This is a genomic window from Methylogaea oryzae, from assembly GCF_019669985.1.
Lineage (GTDB): Bacteria > Pseudomonadota > Gammaproteobacteria > Methylococcales > Methylococcaceae > Methylogaea > Methylogaea oryzae.
Genome location: NZ_AP019782.1, coordinates 2606355 through 2621704 on the forward strand (window position 1 = coordinate 2606355; position 15350 = coordinate 2621704).

The window sequence follows — 15350 nt, forward strand, 5'->3', positions numbered from 1 at the left end:
CCTCGGCGGGGGAAAGGCATTTGTTAGGATTGGCCCCATCGTCCATCACGCCGATGCGCCATGCTAGCCAACCAAACCGCCCTTGTCGTCGACGACTCCGTTGCCGTATCCCAGATCGTTTGCCAGCTGCTGCGCAACGAACTGAAATTCGGCAAGGTGATCAGCGCCATCAACGGTGCCCAGGGGCTGGACATTTTCCAAGCCGAACAAGTGGATTGGATTTTCAGCGATTTCGAAATGCCGCAAATGAACGGCTTGGAACTGCTGACCAGCGTGCGCAAGCTGGACAAGGGCAAATCCATCCCTTTCATCCTCATGACCACCCGCGCGGACAAGGACACCTTGACCAAGGTCATCACCGCCGGCGCCACCGACTTCATCGCCAAGCCGTTCAACCCGGCCACGTTCATCCAAAAAATCCAGCGCATCGCCGGCGCGGGCGAGCGACGGGTGGCGGAGCGGGTGGCGGTCAATCGTCCCAGCCAAGGGCGCATCGTGTTCAACCCGGCGGCGGTTTACAAAGCCGAAGTGGTCAATATCTCCTCCACCGGCTGCCTACTGCGCGCGCTGCCGTTTCGCCAAGGCGGCACCATTTACGACGTGGCGGATCTCACCCTGGAGCTGGACGGCCGTACCGTTGCGGGCAAGGGCATGCTGGTGCGCCAGGAAGCCTGCCGCGGTGAAACCGCCGGCAACAGCAAATGCATACAGGCCGCCTTCCATTTCGTGGAATTGGATAAGGCCAGCTTGCACGCCATCCAGGCTTTCCTCGCCCAAAACAACGCGCCCCTGCCGGAACAGGGCTAAACGCGGACGCGTCCGACGGGTCGCAAATACCCGGCCCGCCGCTCGCGGCGAACCGCCGCGACAGCCGCGCTCAAGCCCTTCTGCCCCGCCCGGGCGGCGCATGCGCCCCTTCCCTGCTTCGGCTATCATTCATCGGCGGCCGAAAACTTCGGCTACGCAACGCCGGACAACCAGGTCCCACCACCGCTACGGAGGATTTAGACATGGCCAGTTCACAAGACGAATCCCTAAGGCAACAAGCTGAACGCTGCCTTCAACGGGCTTCCGGCGCCTTGTCCCGCTGGCTGGCGCGCCCCCCGACGGAACCGGAGCAAAATCCGCAGCGCAAGTGGCTACCCTATGCCGTCCTCGGAGCGATTCTGGTGCTCCTGTGGCAGGGCCTGCTGGGAGGACGGGAAACCGAAATTCCCTACAGCGAGTTCCTGCAAAAGGTGAACAGCGGCCAAGTGGAGCGGATCACCGTCAGCGAACAAGCCATTGCCGGCCTGTTGAAAGCCGAAGGCGGCACGAAGGAAGGCAAACCGTTCGTCACCGTCCCCCTGTGGAATACGGAGCTGGCCAAGAGCCTGGAACAACACGGCGTGCAATATTCGGTGCGGCAAGGCGGCGGCTGGCTGAGCAATTTCCTTTTCGTCTGGCTGCTGCCCATGCTGCTCCTGTTTACGCTGTGGGGCTGGATGGCGCGGCGCATGGCCGGCGGCGGTAGCGGGGGATTTCTGGGACTGGGCAAGCGCCACGCGCCGATCCAGGCCGACTCCATGCCCAAAATCACTTTCAACGACGTCGCCGGGGCGGACGAAGCCAAGCAAGAACTGGCCGAAACCATCGGCTTCCTGCGCGATCCGGCGCGCATCCAGCGCCTGGGCGGCCGCATGCCGAAAGGCGTGCTGCTGATGGGCGCGCCCGGCACCGGCAAAACCCTGTTGGCGCGGGCGGTGGCCGGCGAAGCCGGCGTGCCGTTCTTCAACATCAGCGGCGCCGAGTTCATCGAACTGTTCGTGGGCGTCGGCGCGGCGCGTGTGCGCGACTTGTTCGAACAGGCGCGCAACAAGGCGCCCTGCATCATCTTTATCGACGAACTGGACGCCATCGGCCGCTCCCGCGGCGGCCCGGTGGTGATGGGCGGCCACGACGAACGGGAGCAGACGCTGAACCAGCTGCTCACCGAAATGGACGGCTTCGATCCCTCCTCCGGCGTGGTGGTCATGGCCGCCACCAACCGGCCGGAAATCCTCGACAAGGCGCTGCTGCGCTCAGGCCGCTTCGACCGCCAGGTGGTGGTAGACAAGCCCGGCCTGGAAGACCGCCTCGCCATCCTCAAGCTGCATACCAAGACCATCGCCCTGGCCGCGGACGTAGACCTGCGCGTCATCGCCCAGCGCACGCCGGGTTTCGTCGGCGCCGACCTGGCCAACATCGCCAACGAAGCGGCTATCCTGGCGGTGCGCGGCGACCAGGACAGCGTCGCCATGCGGAATTTCGAAGCCGCCATCGACCGGGTGATCGCCGGCCCGGAAAAGAAAAGCCGCGTGCTCAACGAAGCGGAAAAGCGCCGCGTCGCCTACCACGAATCGGGCCACGCCCTGGTGGCCGAACACGTGCCCACCGGCGAGCCGGTGCACAAAATCTCCATCATTCCCCGCGGCGGCGCGGCGCTGGGCTACACATTGCAATTGCCGGTGGAGGAGAAATTCCTCTCCACCGAACAGGAGCTGAAAGACCGGATCGCCATTCTGCTGGGCGGCCGGGTGGCGGAGGAAACCGCCTTGGGCGATATGTCCAGCGGCGCCCAGAACGACCTGGAAAAAGCGTCGGAAATGGCTCGCGCCATGGTTTGCGAACTGGGCATGAGCCGCAAGCTGGGCCCCCTCACCTACGGCAAGCGGCAAAAACTGCGGTACCTGGACGCGGAGGGCGTGGAGGAACGCAATTTCAGCGAAGAAACCGCCCACCGCATCGACGCCGAGGTGCGCGAGCTGGTGGAAGAAGGCTACCGCCGCGCCAAAGAGATACTCACCACCCATCGGGACACCTTGGACGCGCTGGCGCAACGCCTGCAGGAATGCGAGGTGCTGAGCGGCGACGAAGTGAGCCTCTTGGTCAAGCGCGCCGCCAACGGCTAAGTTACCGAGGAGACGTCATGATGACCATCACCACCCTGCGCCGGGTCACGGCCGCCGCGCTGGCGCTCGCCGCCGGCTTGGCCTGCGCGCAACAAGCCGTTCCCCTGCCGCCGCCGCAAACGGATCAGGGCAGGCCCTTGATGCAAGCGCTGCGCGAACGAAAATCCAGCCGGGAATTCGCCCCGGGCGCGCTGCCGCCCCAAGTGCTGTCCAATTTGTTGTGGGCCGCCTACGGCGTCAACCGTCCGGCCAGCGGCGGCCGCACCGCGCCCTCGGCCCGCGACCGGCAAGCCATCGACGTTTACCTGACGACGGCCGAAGGCCTCTACCGCTACGACGCCAAGACCCACACCCTGCAACCGCTGCTGGGGCGGGACATCCGCGCCCTAACCGGCACCCAGGACTACGTCAAAACCGCCCCGGTCAACTTGGTCTATGTGGCCGATTTTTCCCGCATGGAGAGCGAGATGAGCGAAACGGACAAGAAAATCGCCGCCTCGGCCGATGCAGGCTTTATCGGCCAAAACGTCTACTTGTACTGCGCTTCTGAAAGGCTGGCGACGGTGGTGCGGGGCTCCATCGACGAGGCCGCCCTGGCCAAAGCCATGGGACTCAAGCCGCAACAACGGATCGTGCTGTCGCAAAGCGTGGGCTATCCCAAACCTTAATCTCAAGCCGCGCCGGCGAATCCCAGCTGGCGCCAGGCCTCGTAGACCACCACCGCCGCCGCGTTGGACAAATTCAGGCTGCGGCTGCCCGACACCATGGGCACGATCAGCTTGGACTCCGCCGGCAACGCATCCAACACCTCGCCCGGCAAACCGCGCGACTCGGGCCCCAGCAGCAAGGCGTCGCCGGATCGAAACGCCGCATCGGCATAACGGCGGCTGCCCTTGGTGGTTAACGCGTACAACGTCGCCACGGCGACTTGCTCGCGAAACGCCGCCAGGCTGTCGTGCACCCGCACCTCGGCCCATTCCCGGTAATCCAGGCCCGCGCGGCGCAGCTTGGCGTCCTCGAGCTCGAAGCCCAGCGGCCGGATCAAATGCAGCCGGCAGCCGGTGTTGGCGCACAGGCGGATGATGTTGCCGGTGTTGGGAGGGATTTCGGGCTGGTAAAGGACGACGTGGAACAAGTCGGGGGAATCCTTAGGCTGGGCGTTAACGACCCGCCCGCTCCAATCTCGCCCTTTGGGGAGACGGGAGCGGACGGAAGACCGCGCTAACCCACCGGTTTGGCGGGAATGGGATCCAAATGCCAGATATCGCGGTTGTACTCGGCGATGGTGCGGTCGCTGGAGAAGCGGCCGGCGGCGGCGCTGTTGAGGATGCTCATGCGCGTCCAGTTTTCCTCGTCGCGGAAGGCCGCCGCGGCTTGGCGCTGGGCCTCCACATAGCTGCGGAAATCCGCCGCGGTCATCCACGGATCGTGGGGGTTTTTCACGGAAGCGATAATGCCGTCGAAAATGCCCGGCTCGAACTGATTGAAATAGCCGATTTCCAGCAAATGCATCACCCGCGCCAGGTCCTCGTCGGCGGCGATGATGGCCTCCGGGTCGTAAGTGGCGCGTTGCGCTTCCACCTGATCCGCCGTGAGGCCGAACAGGAAGAAGTTCTCCGCCCCGACTTCCTCGCGGATTTCGATGTTGGCGCCGTCCAGCGTGCCGATGGTCACCGCGCCGTTGAGCATAAATTTCATATTGCCGGTGCCGGAAGCCTCTTTGCCCGCCGTGGAAATCTGCTCGGACAAATCGGCCGCCGGACAAATCACTTGCATGGCGGAGACCCGGTAATTCGGCAGGAAGCCCACTTGCAGGCGGCCGTGGCTGAGGGGATCGACGTTGACCATCTGCGCCACGTTGTTGATCAACTTGATGATCTGCTTAGCCATCACGTAGCCCGGTGCCGCCTTGCCGCCGATGAGCACGCAACGGGGCGTCCAATCGGCCATGTCGCCCCGTTTGAGACGGTCGTATAAATGGATGACATGCAAAATGTTGAGCAACTGGCGCTTGTATTCGTGTATGCGCTTCACTTGCACGTCGAACAGGGCGTCGGCCCCCAGGTGCAGCCCGCCCAGCTCGCTTTTGAGCACCAGCAGGCGTTCCTTGTTCAACCGCCGCACGGTGCGCCAGCGTTCGCGGAAAGCGGCGTCCTCCGCCAGCGGCTTGAGCCGGCTCAATTGAGAAAGATCGGTACGCCACCCTTCGCCGATGGCCTCGTCGATCAAACCGCTCAGTGCCGGATTGCAACGGGCCAACCAGCGGCGAGGGGTGATACCGTTGGTCTTGTTGTTGAACTTTTCCGGCCATAGTTCGTAAAAATCACGGAACAAGCCTTGTTGCAGCAGGTTGGAGTGCAACTCCGCCACGCCGTTGACCGAATAGCTACCGACGATGGCCAGATAGGCCATGCGCACCTGCTGCACCGGGCCTTCCTCGATGATGGACATGCGCGCGATACGGTCCGTATCGCCAGGCCAGTGGGTGGCGACGCGGCCCAGAAAACGGGCGTTGATTTCGAAAATGATCTGCAACAAACGGGGCAGCAACTGGCGGAACAAAGGCACCGGCCAGCGTTCCAGGGCCTCCGGCAGCAGCGTATGGTTGGTGTACGCCATGCACGTGCGAGTAATGTCCCAAGCGGTATTCCAGGCCAGATCGTGTTCATCCACCAGCAAACGCATCAGCTCGGCCACGGCGATGCTGGGATGGGTGTCGTTGAGCTGGAAACAGTTTTCCTCGGCGAACCGGCTGAAATCGTTGCCGCGGGTGGCCACCCAGCGGTTCAGCACATCCTGCAGACTGGCCGAGGCCAGGAAATACTGCTGGCGCAGCCGCAGCTCCTTGCCGTTTTCGCTGGCATCGTTGGGATACAACACCATGGTGATGTTTTCCGCGGCGTTTTTCGACGCCACCGAATCGGCATAGTCGCCCGCGTTGAACTCGCGCAGATCGAATTCGTCGGTGGCGGCGGCTTTCCACAGCCGCAGGGTGTTGACCGTGCCGTTTTTATAGCCCGGCACCGGCACGTCGTAGGGCACGGCCAGCACGTCGTTGGTGTCCAGCCAGCGCACCCGGTCGCGGCCGTCGCGGCTGCGGAAGAATTCGGTGCGCCCGCCGAAGCGAACGCGCACGGTCCATTCCGGCCGTTCCAGCTCCCAGGGATGGCCGTTGCGCAACCAATGATCCGGCTCTTCGACTTGATAGCCGTCGGCTATGGATTGGCGAAACATGCCGTACTCGTATCGCAGGCCGTACCCCGTCACCGGCAGCTGCAACGTGGCGCAACTGTCCATGAAACAAGCCGCCAAACGCCCCAGGCCGCCGTTGCCCAAACCGGCGTCTTGCTCCTCCTCCACCAGTTCCTCAAGCTTCAGACCCATGTCGAACAGCGCCTGGCTGACCGCGTCGGTCAAGCCCAAATTCAGCATGGCGTTGCCCAAGGAGCGACCGATGAGGAACTCCATGGACAGGTAGTAAGCCCGTTTGCCGCCGGCCTCCTTGTAGGCTTGTTTAGTGGAACGCCAGCGCTCCATGATTCGGTCGCGCAGCGTCAGCGCCAGGGCGGTGTACAGGTAGTGCGGCGTCACGTGGGACAAATCCCGGCCCAGGTTGTAACTGTAGTGCTGGCGTATGCCGGTGGCGATATCCTCCGGCCCGAGACCCAGCGACGGCAAAGTGGAGCCTTTTTTCGCCTTGTCGGCTTTACGTGTGGTCATGAGGGGCGATTCTCTGAATGTCAGTTAACGGTTAAGCCGTGCGGCGATGCCGCCGAGGCGCGGCGGCCTAATGTTCCGATAGGCACTGGCGGTATAAGTCCAAATAGTGATCGGCGCTGCCCCGCCAGGAAAAATCCCGGCTCATGCCGGTGCGCTGCACGGCGGTCCAGGCGGACTTGTCCCGATACAGCGCCAGGCCGCGCTGGATGGCTTCCAGCAAGGACTGGGCCGAAGCCTCGGCGAAGGCGAAACCGCTGGCGCGGCCGGCCGCCAATGCCTCCGGCGTGGCGTCCACCACCGTGTCGGCCAAGCCGCCCACCGCCCGAACGATGGGCAAGGTGCCGTAGCGCTGGCTGTACATTTGGTTCAACCCGCAGGGCTCGAAACGGGACGGCATGAGAAACATGTCCGCCCCGGCTTCCATCTGGTGAGCCAACGCTTCGTTATAACCCAGGACTACGCCGACCCGCTGGGGCTCGCGCCGCGCCCAATACAGCAGGGCCTGCTCGTAAACGGGATCGCCGCTGCCGAGAAAGGCCAGCTGCACGGAGTTTTGCAGCAGCGGCCCCATGGCTTGCAGCAGCAAATCCACGCCTTTTTGTTGCACCAGCCGTCCAATAAAACATAGCAGGGGAATTTCCGGCTCGACGGGCAAACCGAAGCGCTCCTGCATCGCGCGCTTGTTGGCGGCTTTGCCGTCCAACTGCCCGGCGTCGTAAACGGCCGCCAGGCTCGGATCCGCGGCGGGGTTCCAATCCGCCTCGTCGATACCGTTGACGATGCCGCTGAGCCGATCCCTGCGGCGGCTCAGCAAGCCTTCCAAACCGCAGCCGAATTCGGCGGTTTGGATTTCCCGCGCATAGTTGGGGCTTACGGTGGTGATGCGATCGGAGTAAACCAAACCGCCCTTCATGAAAGACAGTTGACCGTGAAACTCCAAGCCGTCCAAGGACCACAGGCTTTGCGGCAACCCCAGCCCCTGGAAAGTCTCGTAGGGGAACACGCCCTGGTATGCCAGGTTGTGCACGGTGAACACCGTGGCCGGGCGCGGCTGTTCCAGGCTGAGCAGCGCCGGCACCAAACCGGTCTGCCAATCGTTGCCGTGGACGATATCCGGCGACCAGGCCAAATTGGCGCGGCCTTGCGCCAATTCCACCGCGGCGCGGCACAACAAGGCGAAGCGCTCGGCGCTATCCGGCCAGGGCTTGCCGTCGGGCGCCAAATAAGGATTGCCGGGATGATCATAGCAAGCGTGCTGCAACAGCCACAGCACCGGACCATCGGGACCCAGCCGCCCTTCCAGCACGCCGACGATCTGCCCGCGCACGGCGAACTCGGCCACCCGGCGCAGTTCCCCCGCCTTGGCCAAGGCATCGCGATAAGCCGGCATCAGGACGCGCACGTCCTCCCCGAGGCCGTGCAAGGCCAGCGGCAAGCTGTAGGACACGTCGGCCAGGCCGCCGGTTTTCAGCAAGGGATAAACCTCGCTGGCGACAAACAAAATCCGCGCCACGGTTTAGCCTCCCATGGGAGCCAAGACCACGCCGGCCAGGGGCGGCAGAGTCAAGCACAAGGAATAAGGGTGTCCCATGCAGGGTATTTCGTCGCTGCTCACCCAACCGTTGCCCACATTGCCTCCGCCGTAATGCTGGGAATCGGAATTGAGAACCTCTTGGTAATCGCCGGCTCGCGGCACCCCGATGCGATACCCCTCACGCGGCACCGGGGTGAAATTCAGCACCACCAAGCGGAAATCGTCGCCGTCGCGGCGCACATAGCTGATCACCGAATGCTGCGCGTCGTGGCAATCCACCCAATCGAAGCCTTCCTGTTCGAAATCGTGGCCGTATAACGCCGGGGTGGCCCGGTACAAACGGTTGAGATCGCCCACCAGGGTCTGCATGCCCCGGTGCAAGGCGTAATCGAGCACATACCAGTCCAGGTCGCGGGATTCGTCCCACTCGTCGCCCTGGCCGAACTCGCTGCCCATGAACAGCAGTTTTTTGCCCGGATAGGTGAACTGGAAGGTATAGAGCAGACGCAGATTGGCGAAGCGCTGCCACTCGTCGCCGGGCATTTTGCCCAGCATGGAACGCTTGCCGTGCACCACTTCGTCGTGGCTGAAAGGCAGTACGAAATTTTCGGTGAAGGCGTACAGCAAGCCGAAAGTCAGCTGGTCGTGATGATGCTGACGATGCACGGGCTCCTTGGAAAAATAGGTCAGCGTGTCGTGCATCCAGCCCATATTCCACTTCATGGAAAAACCCAAGCCGCCGACGTAGGTGGGCCGCGTCACCTGCGGCCAGGCGGTGGACTCCTCGGCAATGATCGTGGCGCCCGGGTGGCGCTCGTGGGCCACCGCGTTCAATTCACGCAGAAACGCCATGGCTTCCAGGTTCTGATTGCCGCCGTACACATTGGGCACCCAGTCGCCGGCATTGCGGGAATAATCCAGGTAAAGCATGGAGGCCACGGCATCCACCCGAAGACCGTCCAGGTGGAAATCTTCCAGCCAGCAGAGCGCACTGGCCAGCAGGAAGTTTTTCACTTCGTTGCGGCCGTAGTTGTAAATCAGCGTGCCCCAATCGCGGTGCTCGCCTTTGCGCGGGTCTTCATGCTCGTACAGCGCGGTGCCGTCGAAATGGGCCAGGCCGTGGGCGTCCTTGGGGAAATGGGCCGGCACCCAGTCCAGGATGACGCCGATGCCGTTCTGGTGGCAGTGATCGACGAAATAGCGGAAATCGTCCGGCGTGCCGTGGCGGCTGGTGGGGGCGAAATAGCCGGTGGTCTGGTAGCCCCAGGAGCCGTCGAAAGGATGCTCGGTGATGGGCAGCAGTTCGATATGGGTGAAGCCCAACGGCTTCAGGTAATCGACCAATTGGTGGGCCAGTTCCCGATAGCCGAGGAAACCGCCGTTTTCGTCGCGGCGCCAAGACCCCAGGTGCACCTCGTAGATGCTGGACGGCTGATGCAGCCAGTCCCAACGCCCGCGGGCCTCCAACCACGCGGCGTCGCCCCAGCGATAGGTGTCCTGGGCAGTCACCAGGGAGGCCGTGTCCGGACGCAGCTGGAACTGGCGGCCATAAGGGTCGGACTTGAGCAATATCCGGCCGCCCTGGGCGCGGACCTCGAATTTGTAGAGTGCGCCCACCGCTACGCCGGGAATGAACAACTCCCATACGCCGCTACCGCCGCGTACCCGCATGGGGTGAACGCGGCCGTCCCAATGATTGAAATCGCCCACCACGCTCACCCGCTCGGCGTTGGGCGCCCATACCGCGAATAAAACGCCCTCCACGCCGTCCGCAAGCCAAGGCCTGGCGCCCAGCAAGCGATGGATATGCCAGTGCCGGCCTTCGCCGAACAAGTGCAGGTCGAAATCGGGGAGTTGCGGCGGGAAACTGTAGGGGTCGACGATGGTATGGCGATTGCCGTGGCCGTCTTCCCAAATCAGGCTATAGTGAGCGGGAAGGGTTTCGCCCTCGGCCAGGCGGTGTTGAAACAAGTCGGTGCCTTCCACCCGCTCCAGCCAAGGACCGTCTTCGCCAAGCCGCACATAAGCGGCGCGGGGAACCAAGACGTGCAACACTTCGCCGTCGGACCGGCGATGCAGACCGAGCACGGCGAAAGGATCGTGGTGGCGCGCTTCGAGGACTTGCCGCAAAGCGGCATTCAAGCGGGGAGCGGAAGCGGTGGGGCGCGATAACCCTTTCACTGGATGACTACCTCTTAGGTTCGCTAGAATGGTGGCGAACCAGGAATTGTCATATTCGCCGGCTACTATGGTAGCAGAAACAGGCACCGCTCCTAACTACAAGCACTAGGTACCCACATGTCCGAAGTCCCACAGTCTTCCCGCTTCGTCAGCCGGCTTACCCGGCAAACCATGGCATTGATCCTGGCCGGCGGCCGGGGCAGTCGGCTGCACAACCTGACGGAATGGCGCGCCAAACCGGCGGTGCCGTTCGGCAGCAAATTCCGCATCATCGACTTCCCCCTATCCAACTGCATCAACTCGGGCATCCGTCAGATCGGCGTGCTTACCCAGTACAAGGCCGACTCGCTGATCCGCCACATCCATAACGGTTGGAGCTTCCTGCGCGGCGAACTCGGCGAATTCATCGACATCATGCCGGCCCAGCAGCGGATTGACGAAAATTGGTACATGGGCACCGCCGACGCCGTCTACCAAAACCTGGACATCATCCGCCCGCGCAAGCCGGAATACATCGTCATTCTGGCCGGCGACCACATCTACAAGATGGATTACGGCGTCATGCTGGCCCATCACGTGGAAACCCGGGCGGACTTGACCATCGGCTGCATCGAAGTGCCCGTGCCCGAAGCCAGCGCCTTCGGCGTGATGAAAATCGACGAACAACGCCGCATCCGCGAGTTCATGGAAAAACCGGCCGACCCGCCCAGCATCCCCGGCAAGCCCGGCGTGGCACTGGCCTCCATGGGCATTTACATCTTCAACGCCGGCTTTTTGTACGAACAGCTCATCAAGGACGCCGACGCCCACCACTCCTCGAGGGACTTCGGCAAGGACATCATTCCCAGCGTCATCGATAATTATCGCGTGTACGCCTACCCGTTCCTGGACGGGGAAAGCGGCGTGCAGCGCTACTGGCGCGACGTGGGCACAGTGGACAGCTTCTGGTCGGCCAATATGGAGCTGATCGGCCTCAACCCGGAACTGAACTTGTACGACGACGTGTGGCCCATTTGGACGCACCAGGCGCAAACGCCGCCGGCCAAATTCATTTTCGACGACGACGATCGCCGCGGCATGGCGGTGGATTCCATGGTGGCGGGCGGCTGCATCATTTCCGGCGCGGAAATCCGCCACTCGCTGCTATTCTCCAACGTGCGCGTCAATTCCTACTCTCAAGTGAGGGACGCCGTGGTGCTGCCGGACGTCAACATCGGCCGCCACTGCCGCATCAAACGCGCGGTCATCGACAAAGGCTGCGACATCCCGCCCAACACCGTCATCGGTGAGGACATCGAGCAGGATCGCCAACGCTACTTCGTCAGCCCCACCGGCATCACCCTGGTAACGCCGGACATGCTGGGACAACAACTGCACTTCTCCCGTTAACCCCGGGAATAGCCCCCTACCGCTATCGAACGCGGCGGCGCCGACCTCACGGCTTGACGCCCCGCAGCGGTTCCCACCGATAGCCAGAACACACCCCACAGAATCACGATGGCACAAACAGAAGAAGTAAAAACCTCAAAACTCAAAGTTGTGCTGTGCTGGCATATGCACCAGCCTGAATATCGCGACCTGCGCGACGGACACTACCTGTTGCCGTGGACTTATCTGCACGCCATCAAAGACTACGTGGACATGGCCGCCCACCTGGAGGCCAACCCGCAGGCCCGCGCCGTAGTCAACTTCGCGCCCATCCTGCTGGAACAATTGGAAGATTACGCTCAGCAAATCCGCGATTACATGCGGGGCGGCGCCGCCCTGCGCGACAATTTGCTGGCCGCCCTGGCCGAGCCGGCCACGCCCACCGATCCGCTCGCCCGCCTCAGCCTGGTAAACGCCTGCTTACGCGCCCAAAGGGAACGACAGATCAACCGCTATCCGGCGTTCCGGCAATTGGCCGGCCTGGCCGACTGGGTGCGCAGCCATCCGGAAGACGCCCGCTACCTCAACAGCCAATTCCTCACCGATCTATTGGTGTGGTACCACTTGGCGTGGCTGGGCGAAACCGTCAAGCGCCGCGACAGCCGCGCCCTGCGCCTGATCGACAAAGGCCACGGCTACACCCTGGAAGACCGCCGTCTGCTGCTGGAAATCATCGCCGAGCAACTCACCACCGTGCTGGGCCGCTACAAGACCTTGGCCGAGCGCGGCCAGATCGAGCTGTCGGTCACGCCCTACGCCCATCCCATCGTCCCCTTGCTGCTGGACATCCAGTCGGCTCGGGAAGCCATGCCCGATGTGACCCTGCCGTTGATCGAACATTATCCGGGCGGCGAAGAAAGGGCGCGCTGGCATATCCAGCGGGGGCTGGAGGTGTTCCAGCACCACTTCGGTTTTGTTCCGCAAGGCTGCTGGCCGTCGGAAGGCAGCGTCAGCACCGCAACCCTTAAGCTGCTGGGTGAAGCCGGATTCCGTTGGGCCGCCAGCGGCGGCAATGTGTTGAACGCCAGCCTGCGCCAATCCAATCTGCAAGAACCGCCCAAAGACGCCACTTTCCGTCCCTACCGCTTGGCCGATTCGTCCATCGCCTGCTTTTTCCGCGACGACGGCTTGTCCGACCTGATCGGCTTCACCTACGCCGACTGGCACGCCGACGACGCCGTGGCGGATTTCGTCAGGCACCTGGAAAACATCGCCGGCGCCTGCCACGACCCCGCCAGCGCCATCGTCCCCATCATTATGGACGGTGAAAACGCCTGGGAACACTTTCCGGAAAACGGCTATCACTTCCTCAACGCCCTCTACGCGCGCCTGTCCAACCACCCGGCGCTGGAGCTAACCACGTTTGCCGACTATTTGAAAAGCCATCCCCACACGTGGACATTGCCGCGCCTGGTGGCGGGCAGCTGGGTTTACGGCACGTTTTCCACCTGGATCGGCGACGGCGACAAAAACCGCGCCTGGGATATGCTGGGCGCCGCCAAGCAATGCTACGACCGAGTCGTGCAAACAGGCCGTCTGTCGGCGGAACAACGGGCCGCGGCGGACCAGCAGCTGGCCATTTGCGAGGGCTCCGACTGGTTCTGGTGGTTCGGCGACTACAACCCGGAAGACGTGGTTAGCGATTTCGAACGGCAGTTCCGCCTGAATTTGGCCAACCTTTATCAACTTTTGGGCGAAGACCCGCCCGCCATTTTGGGGCAGGTATTCAGCCACGGCGGCGGCGTTCCGACCAAGGGAGGAGCCATGCGGCCAGGCAATCCTCACGGCCACTGAATCCGCTCCCGGCCTCAAGGGAATGACTGGCGTAAAAGCAAGCTGCGACTACGCTTAATAAGGGACACCGAATAAACCCAACCCGGATATTTCGGTGCCCGTCGAATCCATCGGCGCCTTCTTTGCGGAGGGGTAGGGATTCGTCGTCGCTCACTTTTATTCACAGGACAAAGGGAACCCCACTTGCACCCCACCCATCCCATTCTCGACCGCCGCCGTGCCGGAATCCTGCTGCATGTCGCCTCGCTGCCCGGCCCCTACGGCAACGGCGACTTCAGCCACGACGCCTATCGCTTCGTCGATTTTCTCGCCGAAGCGGGCTTCAGCGTATGGCAGACCTTGCCCTTAGGGCACACCCATTGGGATGGCTCACCCTATCAGTGCTTATCGGCCCACGCCGGCAATCCGTTGCTGATCAGCCTAGACTGGCTGGTGGACCGAGGCTGGCTGGATGCGCCCCTGGCGCCGCGGCAAGACGCCGCCCAATGGCGGCGGGATTGCCTCGCCCTGGCCTACCAAAACTTCTTGCAACGAGCGGAACGGCAACAACGCCAGGAACTCGCCGGCTTCGTCGCCAACCACGCCCACTGGCTCGAAGACTACGCGCTATTCATCGCCCTACGGAAAAATTTCGGCCGCATCGGTTGGCGCCAGTGGCCCCAGCCTTTGCGCGACCGCGAGCCGACGGCGCTATACGAAGCGCGGATCAGCCATGCCGCCGCCATCGGCCAATATCAATTTGAGCAATGGCTGTTCTTCACCCAATGGCAGGAGTTGCGTCGCTACGCCCGCGAAAAAGGCGTGTTCATGTACGGCGACATGCCCATATTCGTAGCCGGCGATTCGGCCGACGTCTGGGCACGGCGCGAATGCTTCCTGCTCGACGCAGAGGGCAAGGAGACCGTGGTGGCCGGGGTACCGCCGGATTACTTCTCCGAACTGGGCCAACGCTGGGGCAACCCCTTGTTTAACTGGCACTGCATGGAGCAAGACGGCTTCCGCTGGTGGCGGGAACGCATGCAAAGCCAGCTGGAGCTGTTCGACTGGGTGCGCATCGACCATTTCAGGGGCCTCGAAGCCTGCTGGGAGATACCCGCGGAGGAAAGCAGCGCCATCAACGGCAGCTGGGTGCCCGCGCCGGGCACGGCGCTGCTGGACAGTCTGCATCGGAATTTCGAACGCCTCCCGCTGATTGCCGAAGACCTGGGCATCATTACGCCGCAAGTTGAAGCGCTGCGCGACCGCTACGCGATCCCCGGCATGCACGTGCTGCAATTCGCCTTCGACGGCAATCCGCACAACCCTTACCTGCCCCACAACCACTGTCCCAATAGCGTGGCCTACACCGGCACCCACGACAACGACACCACGCTGGCATGGTATGAAAGCCTGTCGCCGCAATTGCAGGAACACGTGGTCGACTATCTGGGCCGGCCCGCCGACCCCATGCCTCAAGCCCTGGCCCGTTGCGCCCTGGCCTCCTGCGCCAAGCTGGCCATCCTGCCCATGCAGGACGTCCTCAACCTCGGCGCGGGGCATCGTATGAATACCCCCGGCACGATTCAAGGCAATTGGTCCTGGCGCTTTGAATGGAACCAAATCGACGATTCCGCCACAGCGCTCTACGGACACTGGTTGGGCTTATACGGCCGCCGTCAATAAGACGGTCCGTTGACCCGCATGATTGAAATGCGGGCATAATTGCATAAAGATTGCTTCGTTGCCGGCCGATAAGGCCTTAGCCCATCATTCACTAAAAGGAA

General features: G+C 62.8%; 10 protein-coding genes. 6 read left to right on the top strand and 4 right to left on the bottom strand.

Annotated elements, in window-relative coordinates; all coding sequences use genetic code 11:
- The first annotated feature begins 60 nt into the window (after positions 1-60).
- The 3 genes from K5607_RS11405 (at position 61) to K5607_RS11415 (ending at position 3598) form a co-directional block, all read left to right on the top strand.
- Positions 61-807, top strand: coding sequence for a response regulator (locus K5607_RS11405; protein ID WP_221047067.1), 747 nt, complete (start codon positions 61-63; stop codon positions 805-807).
- A gap of 203 nt (positions 808-1010) precedes the next feature.
- Positions 1011-2930, top strand: coding sequence for an ATP-dependent zinc metalloprotease FtsH (gene ftsH, locus K5607_RS11410; protein ID WP_082411700.1), 1920 nt, complete (start codon positions 1011-1013; stop codon positions 2928-2930).
- Positions 2931-2947: 17 nt separating this feature from the next.
- Positions 2948-3598 carry a SagB/ThcOx family dehydrogenase gene (locus K5607_RS11415; RefSeq protein ID WP_246598843.1) on the top strand — a complete coding sequence of 217 codons (651 nt, stop codon included), beginning with the start codon at positions 2948-2950 and terminating at the stop codon, positions 3596-3598.
- Positions 3599-3600: 2 nt separating this feature from the next.
- Here the strand turns inward: K5607_RS11415 and K5607_RS11420 are convergent, their stop codons facing one another.
- From K5607_RS11420 to glgB, 4 genes are all read right to left on the bottom strand, one after another.
- The gene (locus K5607_RS11420; protein WP_221047068.1) at positions 3601-4065 is read right to left on the bottom strand and encodes a tRNA (cytidine(34)-2'-O)-methyltransferase; all 465 of its coding nucleotides are present in this window, start codon (positions 4063-4065) and stop codon (positions 3601-3603) included.
- 86 nt (positions 4066-4151) lie between these two features.
- Positions 4152-6650 (bottom strand): glycogen/starch/alpha-glucan phosphorylase, encoded by a 2499-nt coding sequence (locus tag K5607_RS11425; RefSeq protein WP_221047069.1) that lies wholly within the window; start codon positions 6648-6650, stop codon positions 4152-4154.
- 67 nt (positions 6651-6717) lie between these two features.
- On the bottom strand, positions 6718-8163 hold the full coding sequence (glgA, locus tag K5607_RS11430) for a glycogen synthase GlgA (RefSeq protein WP_221047070.1): 1446 nt from the start codon (positions 8161-8163) through the stop codon (positions 6718-6720).
- 3 nt (positions 8164-8166) lie between these two features.
- Positions 8167-10365 (bottom strand): 1,4-alpha-glucan branching protein GlgB, encoded by a 2199-nt coding sequence (gene glgB / locus K5607_RS11435; protein WP_221047071.1) that lies wholly within the window; start codon positions 10363-10365, stop codon positions 8167-8169.
- A 117-nt stretch (positions 10366-10482) separates the two neighbouring features.
- On the opposite strand from glgB, the gene glgC reads away from it, so the two are divergent.
- From glgC to malQ, 3 genes are all read left to right on the top strand, one after another.
- Positions 10483-11754 (top strand): glucose-1-phosphate adenylyltransferase, encoded by a 1272-nt coding sequence (gene glgC, locus K5607_RS11440; protein WP_054773058.1) that lies wholly within the window; start codon positions 10483-10485, stop codon positions 11752-11754.
- 108 nt (positions 11755-11862) lie between these two features.
- Complete coding sequence (locus tag K5607_RS11445; RefSeq protein WP_246598844.1) at positions 11863-13587, top strand: glycoside hydrolase family 57 protein; 1725 nt, start codon at positions 11863-11865, stop codon at positions 13585-13587.
- Between the two features lie 183 nt (positions 13588-13770).
- Complete coding sequence (malQ, locus tag K5607_RS11450; RefSeq protein WP_246598845.1) at positions 13771-15249, top strand: 4-alpha-glucanotransferase; 1479 nt, start codon at positions 13771-13773, stop codon at positions 15247-15249.
- The last annotated feature ends 101 nt before the right edge of the window (positions 15250-15350 follow it).

Coding starts and splice junctions, on each gene's coding strand:
- K5607_RS11405 (WP_221047067.1), top strand. CDS start 61: ATGCTAGCCAACCAAACCGCCCTTGTCGTCGACGACTCCGTTGCCGTA.
- ftsH (WP_082411700.1), top strand. CDS start 1,011: ATGGCCAGTTCACAAGACGAATCCCTAAGGCAACAAGCTGAACGCTGC.
- K5607_RS11415 (WP_246598843.1), top strand. CDS start 2,948: ATGATGACCATCACCACCCTGCGCCGGGTCACGGCCGCCGCGCTGGCG.
- K5607_RS11425 (WP_221047069.1), bottom strand. CDS start 6,650: ATGACCACACGTAAAGCCGACAAGGCGAAAAAAGGCTCCACTTTGCCG.
- glgC (WP_054773058.1), top strand. CDS start 10,483: ATGTCCGAAGTCCCACAGTCTTCCCGCTTCGTCAGCCGGCTTACCCGG.
- K5607_RS11445 (WP_246598844.1), top strand. CDS start 11,863: ATGGCACAAACAGAAGAAGTAAAAACCTCAAAACTCAAAGTTGTGCTG.